At 61.1% G+C, this 20,687-nt stretch carries 14 protein-coding genes; 10 read left to right on the top strand and 4 right to left on the bottom strand.

Annotation, left to right across the window (positions count from 1 at the left end; translation table 11 throughout):
• Positions 1-14: 14 nt before the first annotated feature.
• Complete coding sequence (glnE, locus tag ACNKU7_RS02385; protein ID WP_418295356.1) at positions 15-2,879, bottom strand: bifunctional [glutamate--ammonia ligase]-adenylyl-L-tyrosine phosphorylase/[glutamate--ammonia-ligase] adenylyltransferase; 2,865 nt, start codon at positions 2,877-2,879, stop codon at positions 15-17.
• A 517-nt stretch (positions 2,880-3,396) separates the two neighbouring features.
• On the opposite strand from glnE, the gene ACNKU7_RS02380 reads away from it, so the two are divergent.
• The 3 genes from ACNKU7_RS02380 to ACNKU7_RS02370 are packed head-to-tail and all read left to right on the top strand — an operon-like array spanning position 3,397 to position 8,262.
• The gene (locus tag ACNKU7_RS02380) at positions 3,397-4,365 is read left to right on the top strand and encodes an ABC transporter ATP-binding protein (protein ID WP_418295355.1); all 969 of its coding nucleotides are present in this window, start codon (positions 3,397-3,399) and stop codon (positions 4,363-4,365) included.
• A gap of 40 nt (positions 4,366-4,405) precedes the next feature.
• Positions 4,406-7,258, top strand: a complete 2,853-nt coding sequence (locus ACNKU7_RS02375) for a Gldg family protein (RefSeq protein WP_418295354.1) — start codon at positions 4,406-4,408, stop codon at positions 7,256-7,258.
• A 14-nt stretch (positions 7,259-7,272) separates the two neighbouring features.
• Positions 7,273-8,262 (top strand): DUF4340 domain-containing protein, encoded by a 990-nt coding sequence (locus ACNKU7_RS02370; RefSeq protein WP_418295353.1) that lies wholly within the window; start codon positions 7,273-7,275, stop codon positions 8,260-8,262.
• Between the two features lie 66 nt (positions 8,263-8,328).
• On the opposite strand, the gene tfpB is transcribed toward ACNKU7_RS02370, so the two are convergent.
• Entirely contained in the window at positions 8,329-10,101 is a 1,773-nt protein-coding gene (gene tfpB, locus ACNKU7_RS02365; protein ID WP_418295352.1) for a type IV pilus assembly ATPase TfpB, read from the bottom strand.
• Positions 10,102-10,313: 212 nt separating this feature from the next.
• On the opposite strand from tfpB, the gene ACNKU7_RS02360 reads away from it, so the two are divergent.
• From ACNKU7_RS02360 to ACNKU7_RS02350, 3 genes are all read left to right on the top strand, one after another.
• A complete protein-coding gene (locus ACNKU7_RS02360) occupies positions 10,314-10,991 on the top strand; it encodes a TIGR00153 family protein (protein ID WP_418295351.1) in 678 nt (225 codons plus the stop codon).
• A gap of 13 nt (positions 10,992-11,004) precedes the next feature.
• The gene (locus tag ACNKU7_RS02355; protein ID WP_418295350.1) at positions 11,005-12,282 is read left to right on the top strand and encodes an inorganic phosphate transporter; all 1,278 of its coding nucleotides are present in this window, start codon (positions 11,005-11,007) and stop codon (positions 12,280-12,282) included.
• Between the two features lie 101 nt (positions 12,283-12,383).
• A complete protein-coding gene (locus ACNKU7_RS02350; RefSeq protein WP_418295349.1) occupies positions 12,384-13,181 on the top strand; it encodes a PhzF family phenazine biosynthesis protein in 798 nt (265 codons plus the stop codon).
• 40 nt (positions 13,182-13,221) lie between these two features.
• Here ACNKU7_RS02350 and ACNKU7_RS02345 read toward each other — a convergent pair whose 3' ends face one another.
• Complete coding sequence (locus ACNKU7_RS02345; RefSeq protein WP_418295348.1) at positions 13,222-14,493, bottom strand: M24 family metallopeptidase; 1,272 nt, start codon at positions 14,491-14,493, stop codon at positions 13,222-13,224.
• Between the two features lie 173 nt (positions 14,494-14,666).
• Positions 14,667-15,131 (bottom strand): DUF6314 family protein, encoded by a 465-nt coding sequence (locus tag ACNKU7_RS02340; protein ID WP_418295636.1) that lies wholly within the window; start codon positions 15,129-15,131, stop codon positions 14,667-14,669.
• Positions 15,132-15,155: 24 nt separating this feature from the next.
• Between ACNKU7_RS02340 and ACNKU7_RS02335 the strand changes: the two genes are divergently transcribed.
• The 4 genes from ACNKU7_RS02335 (at position 15,156) to ilvD (ending at position 20,619) form a co-directional block, all read left to right on the top strand.
• Complete coding sequence (locus ACNKU7_RS02335; RefSeq protein ID WP_418295347.1) at positions 15,156-16,037, top strand: DMT family transporter; 882 nt, start codon at positions 15,156-15,158, stop codon at positions 16,035-16,037.
• An 11-nt stretch (positions 16,038-16,048) separates the two neighbouring features.
• Positions 16,049-17,215: an acetylornithine deacetylase gene (gene argE / locus ACNKU7_RS02330; protein WP_418295346.1), complete on the top strand. Its 1,167-nt coding sequence runs from the start codon at positions 16,049-16,051 to the stop codon at positions 17,213-17,215.
• 71 nt (positions 17,216-17,286) lie between these two features.
• Positions 17,287-18,600, top strand: a complete 1,314-nt coding sequence (argA, locus tag ACNKU7_RS02325) for an amino-acid N-acetyltransferase (protein ID WP_418295345.1) — start codon at positions 17,287-17,289, stop codon at positions 18,598-18,600.
• A gap of 183 nt (positions 18,601-18,783) precedes the next feature.
• Positions 18,784-20,619, top strand: coding sequence for a dihydroxy-acid dehydratase (ilvD, locus tag ACNKU7_RS02320; RefSeq protein WP_418295344.1), 1,836 nt, complete (start codon positions 18,784-18,786; stop codon positions 20,617-20,619).
• Positions 20,620-20,687 lie beyond the last annotated feature (68 nt).

The raw sequence follows: 20,687 nt of genomic DNA, 5'->3' as shown, positions 1-20,687 counted from the left end.
ATCCGGCAGGTGGCTCAACCCAGTATCTGCTGCCAAGTTGTTACAACGGTCTTTCTTTCCGCGTCGAATTGGTCACCGGATACAACCCCTGGCTGCTGTTGTAATGCCAGGCGATGACCTTCAGATCGGTAGGCTTTGTAGGCGTCGATCAAATGCCCGGCTTGGTGGGCCGGCATCAGGCCTGCCTCGGTGAGGCTCTCAAGGATGCGAATATTATCGGTATATCGCACGATGGATGGCGCGCGTTGCGCCCAGGCCAGAGCTGCATATTGAACCAAAAATTCAATATCGACAATACCGCCCGGTCCGTGCTTCAGGTCGAATTGCTGATCATTGCTCTTATCCAGTTGCGCACGCATTTTATCGCGCATCGCAACCACTTCTTCACGCAATTTCTGCTCGTCTCGCGGCTCGCAAAGCAATTTAAGCCGGAGCGCTTCAAAGTCTTTGCCAAGGCGCTCGCTGCCAGCCACGGTGCGCGTGCGCACCAGCGCCTGGTGCTCCCAGGTCCATGCACTTTCCCGCTGGTATTTTTCAAACGCGGTCAGTGACGTCACCAGCAGCCCGGAATTACCCGAGGGGCGCAGCCGCGTATCCACTTCATACAGTGGCCCGCTCAGGGTTCGGGTCTGCAGGATATGAATCAGGCGCTGGGCGAGGCGGGTGTAAAAACTCAGGTTGTCGATGGCGCGCTCACCGTCGGTGTACTGCTGGGATTCGGCGTCGTGGACAAAGACGATATCGAGATCGGAGCCGTGCCCCAGCTCCAGCCCACCAAGCTTGCCGTAAGCGACAATGGCAAAACGCATGTCGTCCGCACTGGTGCCAGCCGGCGCACCGTGCTTTTCCGTGACCTGCTGCCAGGCCAGCACCAGCGACTGCTGCAGGATCGCCTCGGCCAGCCAGGTCAGCGAGTCGCTGACCTTCATCAGCGGCAGGGCACCGGTGACTTCCTGAGCGGCAATACGCAGGCTCTGCCCCTGCTTGAACAGGCGCAGGGCTTCCATCTGCGCTTCCAGGTCGTCTTCATCCACCCGCAACATTTCCTGGCGCAGGTCGTCGGCGATGTCCTGGGCGGTGGAGGGCTCCAGCAGGCGACGCTGGTCGAGCATCTCGTCGAGCAGTATCGGGTGGCGCGCCAGCTGCTCGGCAATCCAAGGAGAGGCACTGCAGAGCCGCAACAGCTGGGCCAGTACCGGGGGGTTTTCATTGATCAGTACCAGATAGGCACTGCGGCGCAAAATGGAACGCAATAGCGGGGTCACCCTTTCAAGCGCGAGTAAGGGCTCGCCAACATCGGAAGCGGCGGCCAGCAATAACGGCATGGTCTGATCCAGACGCGCGCGCCCGGATGCCGGCAGTGCGTTCACAATGCGGTCACTGCGCAAATTGACCAGCGCTTCCAGTGCCTTGGCGGCAGGCTGGAAGCCGCCTTCGTGCAACTGCTCCAGCCAGCTGTCGCGCTCTTCCTCGCGCTCGCAACCGGCCCACAGCAGCTGCCAGCGATCAGTGGCGGAAATTTCCGTGCTCTCTTCCGGCGGCGCGATGACCTCATCGAACTCCCGCTCAACCACCGTGCGCGCAGCAATCAGTTCGCTTTCCAGTGCAGGCCAGTCGCGGTAACCCAGGGCAAAGGCCAGGCGCTCGCGGCGCTCCATTTCCGGCGGCAGGGTCTGGGTCTGCTGGTCGCGCTCCGCTTGCAGGCCATGCTCTACCCGCCGCAACAGCAGGTAGGCTCCGCGCAGTTCCGCTGCAGCTCCCTCCGGCAAGTGTCCACCCTCTTCCAGCTGCGGCAATATGTTCAGGATATTGCGCTCTCGCAGCGCCGGTTCGCGTCCCCCGCGGATCAGCTGAAACGCCTGGGCGATAAATTCCACCTCGCGGATTCCACCACGCCCCAGTTTGATATTGTCGATCAGACCGCGCGCGCGTACCTGACGCTGGATCAGGATTTTCATTTCCCGCAGCGCCTCAATCACACTGAAATCGATGTAGCGACGGTAGGTAAATGGCCGCAGCAGCTCCATCAACTCTTCCGCGGCTTCCGCGGCGCCCTCGCCGGCCATGGCCACCGGGCGCGCCTTGATCATCGCATAGCGCTCCCACTCCCGGCCTTGCGTCTGGTAGTAATCCTCCAGCGCAGCGTAGTGGCTCACCAGCGGGCCACTGTCGCCATAGGGGCGCAGGCGCATGTCTACCCGGAAAACGAATCCATCCGCGGTGACTGCATCGAGGGACTTGATCAGGCGCTGGCCCAGGCGCTGGAAATACGCCTGGTTTTCCAGGGGCTTGTCCCCATCCGATTGCCCGGGCTCCGGGTAGGCAAAGATCAGGTCGATATCCGAAGACAGGTTCAGCTCGCGCGCACCCAGCTTGCCCATGCCGAGCACGATCATCGGCTGGATTTCACCCGTGCGGCTGCGCGGCTCACCGTGGCGCTCCACCATTTTTTGCCGATGCCAGTCCAGTGCGCCCTGAATGGTGACTTCCGCCAGCGCCGTCAGCCGCGCACACGCGCCGGGGATATCCCACTGGCCGGCAAAGTCCCGCCAGATGGCCTCGCAATTGACCCGGTTGCGCAACTGGCGCAGTGCGCGCTCCAACTGATCCTCGGTTTCCAGCTCGGACAGTTCCAGTACAGCCAGTCCACAATCCGCCTGCTCGAGCAACTGCGCCAGTAAACCCGGCTGGCGGCAACTCTGCTGCACAAAAAAATCGGAGCCAACAAAAGTTCGCACCAGCGCCTGCGCAGATTGCGCATCCCCCAGCAGTGCCTCTACCGCTGCCACCTGCTCCGGCCCCACAGCGGCACACCAAGTACCCCATCTCTGGGCAAAAATCTCCTGGTGTTTTGGCGGGCAGTTTTCCATCAACGACATTGGCGACTCCATCAAAATTCCCTACAGCAAAGCCAGTTTAAAGAGAGCAGAACCCAAGTGTACACCGGCGGCCACCCCATTCTTCACCCGGTGCCGCCCCGCCCCTTGAACTTTTCACTACACGTCCCTATCTAAGCGACGATAAATACCAAGCGATCTTTCGTCTGAAACTTGTTTTTATTGCGGGCCAATCCGTTTTACAAGCAATGAATATTTCGACTGATTACACAAAGCACCCCCAGCTCGCGACGACCTATCGTCGCGCCTTGCGACGCCTGCCCATCTACCTGCCTGTTTCGCGTCCGCCACCAACCAGCTAGTTGGCGTTCTTTTTTCGTGCTCAACGCCAGAACCGCTGCCGGGTACCGCGCTTTGATTCCACAGTAACGGGGCGTTCTCTTACAGCCCCCGGGCAGGTTTTGCCCCTGCAGAATCTGCCCGGGCACCCGGCTGCGGCACTAACAAGGAAACCGTTAAGCAGTCCAACCCCTGACAACCAAAGCAAAAGGAGGACAAGGTGCTGGAAGTCACCCACCTCAGTCGTTGCTATGGCGACTTCAAGGCCGTAGACGACGTCAGCTTCACAATCGGCAAAGGCGAAATTGTCGGCCTGCTCGGCCACAACGGCGCCGGTAAAACCACCATCATGAAAATGCTGTCCGGCTACCTGGAACCGGACACCGGCAGCGTAAAAATTGATGGCATCAGCATGGCCGACAAGCCCAAGACCCTGCAGCGGCAACTGGGCTATCTGCCTGAAAGCCTGCCCGTATATGGAGAGATGTCCGTAGCCGACTACCTCGACTATGCGGCCTCCCTGAAGGGCCTCGAAGGCCGGGAGAAAATCGACGAAATCCGCCGTGCCATCAAGGCAACCGCGCTCACTGAAAAACTGCACACGCGGATCCAGACGCTATCGCGGGGCTACAAGCAGCGCGTCGGCGTCGCACAAGCCATTCTCGGCCGCCCGCGCCTGCTGATTCTCGACGAGCCCACCAACGGGCTCGACCCCACCCAGACAAGACAGATGCGCGCCCTCATCAAAGATATCGCGCGCGAAGCCACCGTCATTCTCTCCACCCACATCATGCAGGAGGTGGAAGCCCTGTGTGACCGGGTGCTGATTATTCACGGCGGTCACCTCGCAGTAGACGAAAAGCTCGAACGCCTGCGCCGCACCAACAGCATCCTGCTCGAAACGTCCGCCACCGACGCCCGCGAAGTCCTCGGTCGCCTGGGCAGGGATGAGGGACTCGATAGCATCGAGCCGATGCACACCGCCGGACAATTCCGCATCGCACTCAGCGAAGGTACCAACCTGCGCAGTGCCAGCGCGGTCATCGCCCGCACCCTGATTGCCGCAGGCGGTGAACTCTATCGCCTGCAGCCGGAGCAGCGAGACCTGGAAAGCCTGTTCCGCCAGGTCATGGACAACACCCGGGATCAACAACAAAAACAATCGGAGGCAGTGAACCATGCGGCCTGAACACACAATGCCGGTCAGCGGAAAAAAACGGGTACAGCGCGTGGCCGGAAAAGAACTCACCCTGTTTTTCGCCTCGCCGGTGGCGTACCTGTTTCTCGCCACCTTCGCCGCCATCAGCCTGTTCGTGTTTTTCTGGGGCGAAGCGTTTTTCGCGCGCAATATAGCCGACGTGCGCCCACTGTTTGAGTGGATGCCGCTGTTGCTGATTTTCCTCTGCAGCGCACTCACCATGCGCCTGTGGAGTGAGGAGCGCGCCAAGGGCACGCTGGAACACATCCTTACCCAGCCCGCACCGCTGTGGCAGTTTGTCGTGGGCAAGTTTGTCGCCTGCCTGGCACTGCTGGGCGTTGCGCTCGCCATCACGATTCCGCTGCCGGTCACCGTGGCGCTGATTGGCGAACTGGACTGGGGGCCGGTGTGGGCCGGCTACCTCGCCACCTTCCTGCTTGGGGCCGCCTATATCAGCATCGGCCTGTTCGTGTCGGCCCGCGCCAGCAACCAGATCGTCAGCCTGATCGCAGCCTCTGCCCTGTGTGGGGTGTTTTATCTGTTCGGCACACCGCTGCTCACCGACTTCTTCGGCAACAGCACCGGCGAATGGCTGCGCAGCCTGAGTACCAGCGCACGCTTTGACGCGATCACCCGCGGCGTGATCGACCTGCCGGACCTGTATTACTACCTGAGCCTGTGCGCGGTATTCCTGTCCTTCAACACGCTGGTACTGGAGCGCGAACGCTGGGCCATTGGCGGCGACCGCAAGCACCGCCAGGCCTGGCACACAGTCACCGCCCTGTTGGTGATCAACGCGCTCGGTGCCAACCTGTGGCTCGGGCAGCTGAAAACCCTGCGCGCGGATGTCACCGAGGGCAACCTCTATTCCATTTCCCCGGCTACCGAGCAATACCTGAAACAATTGCAGGAGCCGCTGCTGATCCGCGGTTATTTCAGTGGAAAAACTCACCCCCTGCTGGCGCCGCTGGTTCCGCAGATGCGCGACCTGCTGCGCGAATACGAAGTGGCGGGTGACGGTCGCGTGCGGGTTGAAATTATCGATCCCACCCGGGAACCAGAGCTGGAAGAAGAGGCCAACCGGAAATACGGTATCGCCCCTGTGCCCTTCCAGGTGGCGGATCGCTATCAGGCCGCCATCGTCAGCTCCTACTTCGACGTGCTGGTGCAGTACGGGGATGAATACGAAGTGCTCGGCTTCCGCGACCTGATCGAAGTCAACGCGGAGCGCGAAACTGATATCGATGTGCAGCTGCGCAATCCGGAATACGACCTCACCCGCGCGATCCGAAAAGTGCTGCAGAGCTACCAGAGCCAGGGCAACCTGTTCGACACGGTACAGGGCAAGCTGGCATTCACCGCCTATGTCTCCGCCGACGAACAGCTGCCGCAGCAGCTGGCCGAGTTCAAGCAGTCCATTCGCGCAACCGTGGAAAACATGCAGGCCAGTTCGGGGGAGCGCCTGAGCGCCGAGTTCATCGACCCGGAAGCGGACGGTGGCAAGATCGCCCGGCAGATCGCCGAGGACTACGGTTTCCAGCCCATGGCTGCGAGCCTGGTCGGGCGCCCATTTTATTTTTACCTGACCCTGGCGCGGGACGAGCAGGTGGTACAGATTCCGCTGGATGACCTGAGCGCGGACACCTTCGAACGCAATCTGGAAGCGGGCATCAAGCGCTTTGCCAGCGGTTTCACCAAAACCGTGGCGCTGGTGACCCCGGCCGACGACTTCAGCCACGGCATGGGCGGCGGCGCCCGCTTCAGCCAGCTGGAAACCCTGCTCGGCACTGAGCTCAATGTGGAGCGCGAGGATCTGAGTGATGGGCGCGTCTCCGGCAACGCCGATATCCTGATGCTGCTGTCGCCGCGCAACCTGAGCGAGAAAGCCCTCTATGCGGTGGATCAGTTCCTGATGCAGGGCGGCACCGTGATCGCCGCCACCTCACCCTACAGCGCCAACCTGTCGAACCGCAGCCTCAGCCTGAACCGGGTCAACAGCGGCCTTGAGCAATGGCTCGCGCACATGGGCCTCGAGATCGACGACACGCTGGTACTGGATCCGCAGAACAGCGCCTTCCCGGTGCCGGTCACCCGCAACGTTGGGGGCTTCCAGCTGCAGGAGCTGCGCATGCTGGATTACCCCTACTTTATCGATGTGCGTGGCGCGGGCCTGAATGGCGACAACCCCATCACCGCCAACCTGCCCCAGGCCACCCTGAGCTGGGCATCGCCGATTCGTGTGAATGCGGAAAAGTCTGCCGAGCGCAGCGTCACCCCGCTGCTGCAGAGCTCTGCAGAATCCTGGCAGTCCAGCAGTACCAATGTGATGCCGCGCTATGTGGACGGACGGATCAGTGCCTTCACCCCGGAGGGCGAACGGGAGTCGCGCCTCCTCGGCGTGGCGAGTACCGGGCGCTTTGACTCCTACTTTGCCGGCAAGCCGTCCCCCCTCGTACAGCAGCCGCAGGAGGAGGTAAAAGATGATGACTCCGACAGCCCGGACAGTGGCCACAAACTGGAAAACCTGCCCGGCCAGATCACCCGCTCTCCGGAATCCGCACGCATCATCCTGTTCGCATCCAACGACTTCCTGCGCGACCAGGTAGTGCGCATGAGCGGTGCGGCCGCTGGCGGCGACTACCTCAACACCCTGCAGCTGGCGGCCAACAGTGTGGACTGGTCTCTGGAGGACGCGGGCCTGCTGAGCATCCGCGCCCGCAGCCACTTCAACCGCACCCTGCCACCGATGGAGCAGGACAGCCGCCTGTTCTGGGAAACCCTGAACTACATCTGCGCACTGCTGGCGCTGGGCCTGGTGGCCCTGATCCAGACAATGCGCAACCGCGCCCGCCAGCAGCGCTATCAACAGCTGCTGGCCGGCTGAGGAGGAACTGAACCGTGAAGAATCTGCAAAAAGCTTTGAGTGGCGTACTGGCCCTGCAGCTGGTGCTGGCAGCCGGCCTGTTCTGGGACGCCAGTGCGCAGCAACAGGCCGCCGCGCAACCGGCGCTCCTGGTGCAGACAGAACCGGAGCAACTGCAACGGCTGGAGATCACCGGCGACGATGACAGCGTGACCCTAGCCCGAGTGGATGGCCAGTGGCAGCTGCCGGGATTGCTCGACCTGCCAGTGAACGGCGAAAAGCTCGACACCCTGCTGGACAAGCTCAACGCACTCAAGGGCATCTGGCCGGTGGCCACCAGCAGCAGCGCTCGCGAGCGCTTTGAGGTGGCGGAAGAGAAGTTCCGCAAACGCCTCAAGCTTTATACCGGTGAGGACAGTGAGCCGGCACTCGAGCTCTACCTCGGAACCTCGCCCGGATTCCGCAAAGTGCACCTGCGCCGCGCGGATGACGATGCCATCTACGCGGTGGAGTTAAACAGCTTCGACCTGCCCGCCAAGGCAGACAGCTGGCTGGATACCTCCCTGCTGGCCGCGGGAGCGCTCGAGCGAATCCAGGGCCCGGACTACGCCCTGGAAAAGGGCGACGACGGCTGGCGCTTTGCCAAAACCAGCATTGAGGCCGGCACCGGAAACGGCAGTGAACAGCAAGCGCCGGCCGTGGATTCCGGCAAGGTGCGCAGCCTGGCCGCGGCACTGGAAACACTGCGTATCACTGCGCCGGTGCCGGAAGCGCCGCAGGTGGAGGAAACGGAAATCCTGGTGCAGTCCGGTTCTGGCGAGCTTCGCTATTATTTCGCCCAGGCCGATGACAAATACTTCGTGCGCCGCAGTGACCGCGCACAGGTATTTGAAATCACCAAGCACGATTTTGATCGCGTGGTTCCACAGCGATTTGCAGACCTGGTGCTGGTGGAGCGGAAAGACAGCGAGCAGACCGCGGAGGGTGAATCGGAGGCGGTAGCCGACGATGGCGCCCAGAGTTGACCGAAAGTCGCCTGCCAATAAAAAACCCGCGCTCTGCGCGGGTTTTTTATTCCACGGACAACCCGTTCAGAACGCGATATCCGGGGGCGGCGCCACCCTGAGCACTTCCTGCACAGTGGTGATGCCCGCCGCAACCTTGCGCGCACCCGACAAGCGCAGGCTGTTCATGCCCTCGCGCATCCCCTGGCGGCGCACCAGCTGCAGGTCGCAGTCGTGAGTGACCAGAGCCTGAACCGCCTCGGTAAACGGCAATATCTCGTAGATACCCTGGCGGCCGCGATAGCCGGTGTTGCGACAGTCGAGGCACCCGTCCGGCTGGTACACCACCTCCGGCTTGGGCGCCTTCCAGGGCTTCACCAGTGCCTGCCAGTCTTCATCGCTTATGTCCGCCTTGCGCTTGCAGCTGGGGCACAGTGTCCGCACCAGGCGCTGGGCCATGACGCCGAGCACAGAGGACTTCAACAGGTAGTGTGGCAAACCCAGGTCCAGCAGGCGGGTCACGGCGGTGGGCGCGTCGTTGGTGTGCAGGGTCGAGATCACCAGATGCCCCGTAAGCGCCGCCTGTACCGCCATCTGCGCGGTTTCCAGGTCGCGGATCTCGCCCACCATGATGATGTCCGGGTCCTGGCGCATCAGGGTGCGAATACCGGCGGCAAAATCCAGCCCGATGCTGTGATGCACCTGGGTCTGGTTGAAGCTCTCCTCCACCATCTCGATCGGATCCTCGATGGTGGACACATTGACCTCACTGGAGGCCAGCTGTTTGAGCGCGGTATACAGAGTGGTGGTTTTACCGGAGCCGGTGGGGCCAGTGACCAGCACGATACCGTTGGGGCGACCGAGCATTTTCTGCCAGCGCGCCAGGTCTTCGCCGCCGAGGCCGAGGTCGTGGTAGGAGCGCGCCAGCACCTCCGGATCGAAAATCCGCATCACCAGCTTCTCACCGAACGCCGTGGGCAGCGTCGACAGACGCAGTTCAACCTCGCTGCCATCCGGGCGCTTGGTCTTGATACGGCCATCCTGGGGTTTGCGCTTTTCCGCCACGTTCATGCGCCCGAGGATCTTCAGGCGGCTGGTGACCGCAGCGTTGACCTGGTCCGGCAGCTCGTGGATCGGGTGCAGCACCCCGTCGATACGGAAGCGGATACGCCCGATATCCCGCCGCGGCTCAATATGGATATCACTGGCACGCTGATCAAACGCGTGCTGCAGCAACCAGTCGACGATGTTGACGATATGCTGGTCATTGGCTTCCGGGTCCTTGAGATTGCCCAGCTCCAGCAACTGTTCGAAGTTGTTGGCGCCTGAACTGCCCTTCAGGCCACTGGCACCGGAAATGGAGTTGGCCAGCGAATAGAACTCGGTGGCATAGCGCTTGATATCGGCCGGATCCGCCACCACCCGCCGCACAGAGCGGCCGCTGGTGTGCTCCAGCTGCTCCTCCCAGCCATGGGTATAGGGCTGTGCCGTCGCCACCAGCAGGGAGTCCTTGCTCGCTTCCACGCACAGGATCTGGTGGCGCTTGGCAAACTGGAAACTCATCACCTCGGTGACCGCCGCCACATTCACCTTGAGCGGATCGATATGGTACAGGCCGTGGGAGGAAGACTCCGCCAGCCACTGGGTCAGCGCGCCAGCCTCGAGAAGCTTGCCCGGCGCTTTCTGGTTTTCCAGCTCGCAACTGGCGATATAGGTGAGCGGGTGCATCTGCGCCTGCTCCGCCGTGCGCGGGGTGCCGATCAGGCGGTTGGCATCCTGCCGGCTTACGAACCCCTGGCCGACCAGATCTTCCAATAGCCCGTGCAGGTCGAGTACCCGATCCGCCAGTCTGCTCGCCATACGCTATCCCCGTTTATGCTGCAGTCTTGATTCGCCGTCTAGGCTTAGTGTGAAGGCGCATTGTAGCTCTATTAGCCAGCGGAAAAAGTGCAGGATTAACGGCTGAACCAACAGGTCACTGTGACCTTTGCACAGCTTGGGGTACCATGCCGCCACCCGGCCGCCCCAGCGGTCAATTTTCAACCTGTCAGGACCGGAAAAAGGAACAGACCATGCCCCTGTCCAACATCGCCAACCTGTTCGGCCGCTCGCCGATCAAGCCGATCAAGGAACACATGGCGACTGCCCACAAAGCGTCAGCGGATCTGGTGCCCTTCTTTGACGCCCTTATGAAGGGCGACTTCAGCACGGCCAAAACCCTCCAGCAACGCATTTCCGCGAGCGAGAACCGCGCGGACGACATCAAGCGGGACTTGCGCCTGCACCTGCCAGACAGCCTGTTCATGCCAGTCTCCCGCACTGACCTGCTGGAACTGCTGCATGCCCAGGATGAAGTCGCAAATACTGCACAGGACATCGCCGGTCTCGCCATCGGCCGCCAGATGCAGGTGCCGGACTCAATGCGGGAGCAGATGCAGATTTTCGTTGAGAGCGCCGTAGCCGCTTCCGCCCAGGCGCTGACCGCCATCAACGAACTCGACGAGCTGCTGGAAAGTGGCTTTGCCGGCCGCGAAGTGGACATTGCCCAGCGCATGACCGAAGAGCTCGACGAACTCGAGCGCAAATCCGACAAGCTCGAAGTGGAAATCCGCTCTGCGCTGTTCCAGATTGAGAAAACACTGCCACCGGTGGACGTGATCTTCCTCTACCGTGTCATCGAATGGGTCGGCGACCTCGCAGATCGCGCCCACGCAGTAGGTAACCGCCTGCAGCTGCTGCTAGCGCGTTAAAGAGGAAAGCACGATGGAAATAATTAACCAGTACGGCCACATTTTCCTGATTCTGGCCTGTGTCTTCGGTTTCTTCATGGCTTGGGGTGTGGGCGCAAATGACGTCGCCAACGCCATGGGCACCTCGGTGGGCTCCCGCGCACTGACGATCAAGCAGGCGATTATCATCGCCATGATCTTCGAGTTTGCCGGTGCCTATCTCGCCGGTGGCGAGGTTACCGCCACCATCCGCAAAGGCATTATTTCGCCGGATGTCTTCACTGACAGCCCGGAGTTGCTGGTGTACGGCATGCTTTCGGCACTGCTGGCCGCCGGTACCTGGCTGATGATTGCCAGTATCCTGGGCTGGCCGGTTTCCACCACCCACTCGATTGTGGGCGCCATCGTCGGCTTTTCCGCTGTGGGCATCTCGGCGGATGCTGTGGCTTGGAGCAAGGTGGGCAGTATCGTCGCCAGCTGGGTGGTCTCACCCGTGCTCGCCGGCACCATCTCTTTCATGTTGTTCCGCAGCGTGCAGCGCCTGATCCTCAACACCGAGGATCCCTTCACCAACGCCAAGCGCTACATCCCGTTCTACATGTTTGCGGTGGGCTGGATGATCGCCATGGTGACCCTGACCAAGGGCCTCAAGCACGTGCTCAAGGATGCCAATATTTCCCTGAGCTTCTGGCAGGACGCGCTGATCGCCGGCCTCGCAGGCCTGGTCGTGATGGGCGTGGGTATCGCCATGCTGAAGCGTATCAAGCGGGATCCGGAGCGCGAGCGCGAAAACCGTTTTGCCAACGTGGAGCGAGTGTTCGCGATCCTGATGGTATTCACCGCCTGTGCCATGGCCTTCGCCCACGGCTCCAACGACGTGGCGAATGCGGTAGGCCCGCTGGCTGCAGTGGTCAACACCGTACAGATGGGTGCAGTAACCGCAAAGGCCTCCATGCCTTCCTGGATTCTGCTGCTCGGGGGCGCGGGTATCGTTGTGGGCCTGGCTACCTACGGCTTCAAGGTCATGGCCACCATCGGCCGCAAGATCACCGAGCTTACCCCCAGCCGTGGCTTCGCCGCCGAGCTGGGTGCGGCCTCCACCGTGGTTGTGGCTTCCGGTACCGGCCTGCCGATTTCCACCACGCACACGCTGGTGGGTGCGGTACTCGGCGTAGGCCTGGCCCGCGGCATTGGCGCCCTGAACCTGCGCATGATCACCACCATCGTCGCGTCCTGGGTAGTCACCCTGCCCGCCGGCGCCGGTCTGGCGATCCTGTTCTTCTTCTTCTTCAAGGGCGTGTTTGGGTGGTAAGCATCGCCTGACCATGGAACCGGCTGTCCGCAGCTGTTAAAAAGGGAGCCTTGCGCTCCCTTTTTTATTTGTTTTTTTGCCCATGTGAGAAGGAAACTCCGATGCAATTGCCCATCTACCAGGCTGACGCCTTCACCTCCGAATTGTTTAAAGGCAACCCGGCCGCCTACGTTCCACTGACTGAGTGGCTGGAGGATGAGCTGATGCTGGAAATTGCCGCGGAGAACAACCTTGCGGAAACGGCGTTTACGGTACCCAAGGGCAGCGGCTTCGAGCTGCGCTGGTTTACTCCCGGTGAGGAGGTTCCCATGTGCGGCCACGCCACCCTGGTAACCGCACACCTGCTGTGGACTGAACTGGGATTCAGTGAAGCGGAAATTCACTTCCATACCCGCAGCGGTGAACTGATCGTTCGTAAGGAAGGCATCCTGTTGCCCCTGGACTTCCCTGCGCAGCGCAGCCAGGAAATTCCCCTTAACCCTGAATACGCACAGGCACTTGGCGCACAGCCAATATTGGCGCTGGAGGTTCCAGGTTCCGATGATCAGTTGCTGCTGGAATTTGCCAGTGCTGCTGAAGTGGCAAGCCTGGAACCAGATATGCGCGCACTGCTGAAGCTGCCCTACAAGGGGCTGATCTGTACCGCGCCGGGCGATGGATATGACTGCGACTTTGTCAGCCGTTTTTTCGCTCCCGCCATCGGTATCGATGAAGACCCGGTAACCGGCTCCGCGCATACCCGGCTGGTGCCTTTCTGGGCCGACAGATTGGATAAAACCCGCCTCAACGCCAAACAGATCTCCCCTCGCGGCGGCGAGCTCGACTGCGAGTTATCCGGTGAGCGGGTACTGATGCGCGGGCGGGCGGTAACCTACCTGCGCGGTGAAATCTCCCTTTAACTGTTGCGGTGCAGGCGTTACCCGCCTGCACCGCCTTCATTCAAGCCAAGCGCCCCAGAGGCTTGGCGATACTTTCCGGGGGCACGGTAAACCAGGCCGGCCCGTCTTCGGTCATATACAGGCAGTCTTCGAGGCGCACCCCAAACTCGCCCGGCAGGTACAGGCCCGGTTCATTCGAGAAACACATTCCCGGCACCAGCTTGGTGTTTTCACCGCGCACAAAATTCACCGGTTCATGCCCTTCCATACCAATGCCGTGGCCGGTGCGGTGGGAGAGGCCCGGCAAGCGATAGTCGGGACCGAAGCCATTCTTGAGATAAAAGGCCCGCACGGCATCGTCAACACTGCCCGCCGGAGCGCCCAGTTTTGCCGCGGCAAACGCCACGTCCTGTCCCTCGCGCACCAGCTGCCAGACTTTGCGCTGTTTCTTGCTTGGCTCGCCATAAACGAAGGTACGGGAAATATCCGACTGATAGCCTTCCACACTGCACCCGCAATCCATCAGGACGATCTGCCCCTCGCGGATCTGCTGTGGCTGATCCGTACCATGGGGGTAGGCACTAGCCTCGCCAAACAGCGCCATGGTCCAGACACCCTGCCCGCCCAGAGCCGTCTGCGCTTCACGCATCAGGCCATTGACGTCTGCCGGTGTCATTCCCGGGCGCAACTGTTCGTATACCTTGCCGTAGGCCGCCAGGGTGATTTCGTTGGCCTTTTTCATCAGGGCGAGTTCCGCCGGACTTTTGATCATCCGGCAACCGCGGGTCACCGGATCCGCGCTTTCCAGCCTGAAGGCCGGCAGTGCGCCGCGGATACCGTCAGCCACAAACCAGCGCACAGAGGCTTCCAGGCCGATCACACCGGACTTGAAACCGCGATCCTTCATCACCCCCGCCACGCGCTCGAACGGGCTCTCGTGCTCGTTCCAGGTGCGCACGTCTTCGCCAAAGGTCATGGACTCGCGCACAGAGGGTTCTTCGAAAAACGGCGTTACCACCGCCAGCTCGCCACGCCTTGGGATGACCACGCAGGTCAGTCGCTCGGAGCGCCACCAGCGGATACCCGTGAAATACAGCATCGCAGCACCCGGCTCGAGCACGATGGCGTCGATACCGGATTTCTGCATCAGCTCCTGGGCGCGCGCGACCCGGGCCTGACGCTCGGCGACACTGATCGGCTGAATACCCGCAAGCTGGGATTCAGGCTTTTTGGCCTCGCCCGAGACGTTAGACTCAGCCGCTGCGCGCAGCGGTAATCCCGGGGTAACCGCGAGCAGTGCGGCGGCTTTCAATAATTGGCGTTTGGTCGGCATGGCGATTTCTCCCCGCGTTCAGTGGACAGCGGCTGGGCTGACTGTTTGATTGACGCAGAAAAACGCGCCAAATTAAAAAAGGATTGAGAGTAACCCGTTTTCAAGAGAAAAGCAGTGGAGCGATATCGGCAGCGGAAGGAAACGTCGGAGGACTCGAGGAATGGAAAGAGGGGCTACCAGTAATGGTAATGCAGCCGCTCATTTTTACGCGGCCCATGAATCTGCCAGATCAGCTCAATTTCATCGTCGTGCATCAACAGTTCAGCGGTATAGGTATCCTCACCACACAGGTGTGGCGCCTGGTGTCGGAAGCCGTGCTCGGTGACCGGTACCAGATTGAACAGCAATACCGGCTCTTCCCGACGCAGGTGCTCGAGCCGCACGGAATCCAGGCAACGGATCCAGCGGTAGCGGTTTTGCAGCTCGACTTTGTGGCCGTCCGCGTCAGTAAACTGCGCCACTTCGGCAAACTCGATATGCGCACCCTGACAGGTAACCGCAACCTCCCCACGACCATGCCCCCGCCAATTGGTTTTGGATCCCGGGCCGTTGCTCGCGGAAAAACTGAACGCGCGCACTTTCTTCAATCGCTCACAGAGTTGCGCCAGCGCCTCCAGCCGTTTGTAATCTGTAGGCATACTCACTGACACACCTTATTCCCCATGATTCTGTTGATTTTAGTCACCCTGCTGTGGGCATTTTCTTTCAGCCTGATCGGCGTTTATCTCGCCGGCCAGGTGGACAGCTATTTCTCCGTGCTTACCCGCGTGCTGCTCGCCACGCTGGTTTTTCTGCCATTCCTGAACTGGCGCACGCCACCGCGAACGGCATTTACCCTGATGGCCATTGGCGCGGTGCAGCTCGGGCTGATGTACCTGTTTTACTACCAGTCATTTCTGTTGCTGAGCGTGCCGGAAGTCCTGCTGTTCACCATTTTCACCCCGGTGTACATTGCCCTGATCTACGACCTGCTGGCGCGCAGGTTCTCAATCTGGAATCTGCTGGTCGCCGCGACGGCCGTGGCCGGCGCCGCCATCATCCGCTGGGACACCCTCAGTGGTGATTACTGGCTGGGCTTTTTCGTCGTCCAGGGCGCTAACCTGTGTTTCGCCACGGGTCAGGTGGCCTACAAGCAGTTTATGCAATCCGCCTACGGCCGTGGCCAGACATTGGCACCGCGCCAGACCTTTGGCTGGTTTTTCATTGGTGCCAGCCTCGTCGCCACGACTGCCTGGCTGATACTGGGCAAGCCGCAGTTTCCGGGCACCGGCGTGCAGTGGGGTATTTTACTGTGGTTGGGGGCAGTCGCTTCAGGACTCGGCTATTTTCTCTGGAACAAGGGCGCCACCCAGGTTTCTGCCGGAACCCTGGCCGCGATGAACAATGCGCTGATCCCCGCCGGATTACTGGTAAACCTGATGATCTGGAATCGCGACGCCAACCTTGTGCGGCTGGCGACCGGAGGAGTGATCATTGTTCTGGCGGTCGTGTTGAGTGAATGGCACAGTAGAGCCCGCAACGGAAAACATCGCGACAGCCCATAAGGATTTTGACTATGAATGCGCGCACCCTGCCCAGTCTGCAGCAGCAATTGCACCAGCTGGTGGCAAGCCCCAGCGTCAGTGCCACCAACCCGAAACTGGACATGGGCAACCGCGGCGTAATCGACCTGCTGGCGGCCTGGCTGGAAACCCTCGGGTTCAGGGTGGAAATCATGCCCATCGAAGGCCAGCCGCACAAGGCGAACCTGATCGCCACCCTCGGCAGTGGCGATGGCGGCCTGGTACTCGCGGGCCACACGGATACCGTGCCCTACGACGACAACCGCTGGCAGTCCGACCCGTTCAAGCTGAGCGAGCGCGACAACCGCTTGTACGGTCTCGGCAGCACAGACATGAAGGGCTTTTTTCCCATCGCCATCGAAGCGGCCAAAGCGTTCGTCGACAAGCCGCTGCAGCACCCCCTGATTATTCTGGCCACCGCCGACGAGGAAACGTCCATGGCTGGCGCCCGCGCGCTGGTCAAGGCAGGCAGGCCCAAGGCGCGCTATGCAGTCATCGGCGAGCCCACCGGCCTCAAACCGATTCGCATGCACAAGGGCATGACCATGCACGCACTGCGCATCACCGGGCAGGCGGGCCACTCGTCTGACCCCAACTATGGGGCCAGTGCACTGGAGGCCATGCACGGCGCCGTAGGAGAAATCCTGGCATTGCGCAGCGAGTGGCAGCAGCGCTATCAAAACCCCGGTTTTGCGGTGCCGGTGCCTACCCTGAATCTCGGCTGTATTCATGGCGGCGACAACCCCAACCGCATCTGTGGCCACACCGAACTGCAATTCGACCTGCGCCCCCTGCCGGGGATGCCCATGGATGAATTGCGCGGTGAGCTGCACCAGCGACTGAACAAGGCGATCCATGGGGAAAAGATTTCCTTCACCCTGGAACCACTGATCGGCGACGTGGACGCTTACGAAGAGCCCGCGCAATCGGAACTGGTGAAGGTTGCAGAAACACTGACCGGACACAGTGCGGAAAGCGTGGCCTTCGCCACCGAAGCGCCTTTTCTGCAGCAGCTGGGCATGCAGACCATCGTACTCGGCCCGGGCGATATCGATCAGGCGCACCAGCCGGATGAATACCTGGGACTCGAGCGGATCAACCCCATGGTTGAAGTCCTCCGCGGCATGATCGGCCGGCTCTGCCTGCAAGAATCTATTTAATTGAGCCACATAAACCGCATCAAATGCGGTATATTCGCCGTTTCCTGATTTATCTGCACAAGTAGAATGCTGTGAATACTGATAACACCACCCTCAACTGGTTCCGTAACGCCGCGCCCTATATCAATGACCTGCGCGGGCGAACCCTGGTGGTTGCCATTCCCGGGGAAGGCTTCGAGCACGAAAACTTCCGCAACCTGGTACACGACCTCGCCCTGTTGATCAGCCTCGGCGTGCGCCTGGTACTGGTGCACGGGGCGCGCGCGCAAGTGAACCAGGCACTGGCACAGGCCGGTATCGAAAACCGCTTTCACGGCAATACGCGCATTACCGATCGTGAAACACTCGAGGTCATCAAGGGCGCCCTGGGCAAGCTGCGCTTCGAAATCGAAGCGGCTTTCTCCCAGGGGCTGCCCGACTCGCCGATGGCGGGCTCGTCACTCAAGGTGATTTCCGGAAACTTCGTCACCGCGCGCCCGGTCGGCATCATCGATGGCATGGACATGCGCTGGACCGGTCGCGTACGGAGAATGGAGTCCGCGGCCATGCGCCGTGCACTGGAGGAAAACGCCCTGGTGCTGCTGTCCCCCATCGGAACCTCGCTGACCGGCGAGCTGTTCAACCTCAATTATCTGGATCTGGCTGCCGAGGCCGCCAAAGCCCTCGGTGCGGAAAAACTGATCCTGTTCCGGGATGCACCCCAGCTGGAGGTAAACGGCGCCCCGGTATACGACCTGAGCATCAACCAGGCTGAGGAGGTGGCGGAAACCCTCGACAGCGAGACACTCAACTACGCGATCGCCGCCTGTAACAGCGGTACCCAGCGGGTTCACCTGCTCAGTTATGCGGAAAACGGCGTACTCCTGCAGGAGCTGTTTAGCCGGGAAGGCGCCGGCACCATGATCTACCGCGACAGCTATGAAGTCATTCGCCGCGCCCGCATTAACGATGTCGGCGGCATCCTGGGCCTGATACGTCCGCTTGAGAAGCAGGGTGTACTGGTGCGGCGCTCGCGGGAAAAGCTCGAGGCAGAAATTGACCACTTCACCCTAGTGGAAGTCGATGGCACGCCGGTAGCCTGCGCGGCGCTCTATCCGATTCTCGACGATCAGGGCGATACGGTGGCCGCGGAGATTGCCTGCGTCGCCATTCATCCGGATTTTCGCGGGGGCGGCCGCGGCGCCAAACTGCTGCAACACCTGGAACGCCAGGCACGCACACTGGAATTACCCGAGATTTTTGTGCTCACGACCCAGACCGAGCACTGGTTTATCGAACGCGGCTTTACCCAGGTCGACGTCAGCGACCTGCCCAGCAGCCGGCAATCCCTGTACAACATCCAGCGTAATTCGCGTATTTTGCGCAAGCGGGTAGTCCCGCAATAGTTTTGCGTCGTCGCACAGTCTGTGCGGATGTATATTTCGGCGTTCTCGCTCGAAATTGCCAAACGCGCAAAACTCCTCCCATTTTGCTACTCTTTCGCGCCAGTGGGCGGCTCGCCGCCCCGCCTGACGACCAGGCATACCATGTATTCGATTGCGATCTGAAATCAATTAGTAAGAGTCCCTATGCCCCAGTACCGCTCCCGCACCTCCACTGCCGGCCGTAATATGGCCGGCGCCCGCGCGCTCTGGCGTGCCACTGGCATGAAAGATGAGGATTTTCACAAGCCCATCATTGCCGTGGCCAACTCGTTCACCCAGTTCGTTCCCGGCCACGTACACCTGAAAGATATGGGCCAGCTGGTAGCGCGGGAGATCGAGAAGGCCGGCGGCGTAGCGAAGGAATTCAACACCATCGCGGTGGACGATGGCATCGCCATGGGGCACGACGGCATGCTCTACAGCCTGCCCAGCCGCGAGATCATTGCCGACTCCGTGGAGTACATGGTCAACGCCCACTGCGCCGACGCCCTGGTGTGTATTTCCAACTGCGACAAAATCACCCCCGGAATGCTGATGGCCGCATTGCGCCTCAACATTCCTGTCATTTTTGTTTCCGGCGGCCCGATGGAAGCAGGTAAGACCAAGCTGGCGGATCACAAGCTCGACCTGGTCGATGCGATGGTGATCGCAGCCACCGACGACGCCAGCGACGAACAGGTCGCCGAGTACGAGCGCTCAGCCTGCCCTACCTGTGGCTCCTGTTCCGGCATGTTCACGGCCAACTCCATGAACTGCCTGACCGAAGCGCTGGGTCTCTCGCTGCCGGGCAATGGCACCATGCTGGCCACCCACGCGGATCGCGAACAGCTGTTCCTGCGCGCGGGGCGCGAGATTGTGGCGCTGGCCAAGCGCTACTACGAAGAAGACGATCTTTCTGCACTGCCGCGCTCCATCGCCAACCGCGCAGCCTTCGGCAATGCCATGGCGCTGGATATCGCGATGGGCGGATCCACCAATACCATCCTGCACCTGCTGGCAGCAGCAGAGGAAGGCGAAGTGGACTTCACCCTTGCAGATATCGACCACCTGTCGCGCAAGATCCCGCAGCTGTGCAAGGTCGCGCCCAACACGCAGAAATACCATATCGAGGACGTACACCGCGCCGGTGGCGTTATGGCGATTCTCGGTGAGCTCGACGCGGCAGGCCTGCTGGATTCCAGCCAGCCCACCGTGCACAGCAGCACCCTCCGTGAAGCGCTTGAGCAATGGGATATCCGGCGCACGGACGATCCCGAGGTGCACAAATTCTTCCGCGCAGGTCCGGCCGGGATCCCCACCCAGCAGGCTTTCAGTCAGGAGTGCCGCTGGAACAATCTCGATGGCGACCGCGAACACGGCTGCATCCGCTCGGCTGAACACGCTTATTCCGCCGAGGGCGGGCTTGCCGTGCTGTTTGGCAATCTCGCGCCCAACGGCTGCGTGGTAAAAACCTCCGGGGTGGAGGAAGAACTGTGGCAGTTCGAAGGCCCCGCACACATTGTGGAAAGCCAGGAAGACGCGGTGGCGAATATTCTCGAAGGCCGGGTGAAAGAAGGCGAAGCGGTGATCGTGCGCTATGAAGGCCCCAAAGGTGGGCCGGGAATGCAGGAGATGCTGTACCCCACAAGCTACCTCAAATCCAAGGGGCTGGGTAAATCCTGTGCCCTGATTACCGACGGTCGCTTCTCCGGGGGAACTTCAGGTCTATCCATAGGCCACGTGTCTCCCGAAGCCGCCAGCGGCGGCAATATCGGACTCGTGCAGAACGGCGATCTGGTGCGTATCGATATTCCCGCGCGTCTGATCGAGGTGGATATCCCTGAAGCGGAGCTGGAGCGCCGCCGCCAGGCCATGAACGACAAAGGGGCGGACGGCTGGAAGCCGGTCAAACACCGCCCGCGCAAGGTAAGCCGTGCACTCAAAGCCTACGCATTGCTCGCTACCAGCGCAGACCGGGGAGCCGTGCGGGAAATCGATTGAGCGAGAGCTCCTTCTCCTTCACACATAAAAAAGCGAGCCTTTCGGCTCGCTTTTTTATTTCTCCTGTT

The organism is Microbulbifer weihaiensis, assembly GCF_048323715.1.
Lineage (GTDB): Bacteria > Pseudomonadota > Gammaproteobacteria > Pseudomonadales > Cellvibrionaceae > Microbulbifer.
Note: the sequence above shows the minus strand (reverse complement) of the source record. Positions and strands in the feature narration are given on the sequence as shown.

Coding starts and splice junctions, on each gene's coding strand:
- glnE (WP_418295356.1), bottom strand. CDS start 2,879: ATGTCGTTGATGGAAAACTGCCCGCCAAAACACCAGGAGATTTTTGCC.
- tfpB (WP_418295352.1), bottom strand. CDS start 10,101: ATGGCGAGCAGACTGGCGGATCGGGTACTCGACCTGCACGGGCTATTG.
- ACNKU7_RS02360 (WP_418295351.1), top strand. CDS start 10,314: ATGCCCCTGTCCAACATCGCCAACCTGTTCGGCCGCTCGCCGATCAAG.
- ACNKU7_RS02355 (WP_418295350.1), top strand. CDS start 11,005: ATGGAAATAATTAACCAGTACGGCCACATTTTCCTGATTCTGGCCTGT.
- ACNKU7_RS02350 (WP_418295349.1), top strand. CDS start 12,384: ATGCAATTGCCCATCTACCAGGCTGACGCCTTCACCTCCGAATTGTTT.
- ACNKU7_RS02345 (WP_418295348.1), bottom strand. CDS start 14,493: ATGCCGACCAAACGCCAATTATTGAAAGCCGCCGCACTGCTCGCGGTT.
- ACNKU7_RS02340 (WP_418295636.1), bottom strand. CDS start 15,131: ATGCCTACAGATTACAAACGGCTGGAGGCGCTGGCGCAACTCTGTGAG.
- ACNKU7_RS02335 (WP_418295347.1), top strand. CDS start 15,156: ATGATTCTGTTGATTTTAGTCACCCTGCTGTGGGCATTTTCTTTCAGC.
- argE (WP_418295346.1), top strand. CDS start 16,049: ATGAATGCGCGCACCCTGCCCAGTCTGCAGCAGCAATTGCACCAGCTG.
- ilvD (WP_418295344.1), top strand. CDS start 18,784: ATGCCCCAGTACCGCTCCCGCACCTCCACTGCCGGCCGTAATATGGCC.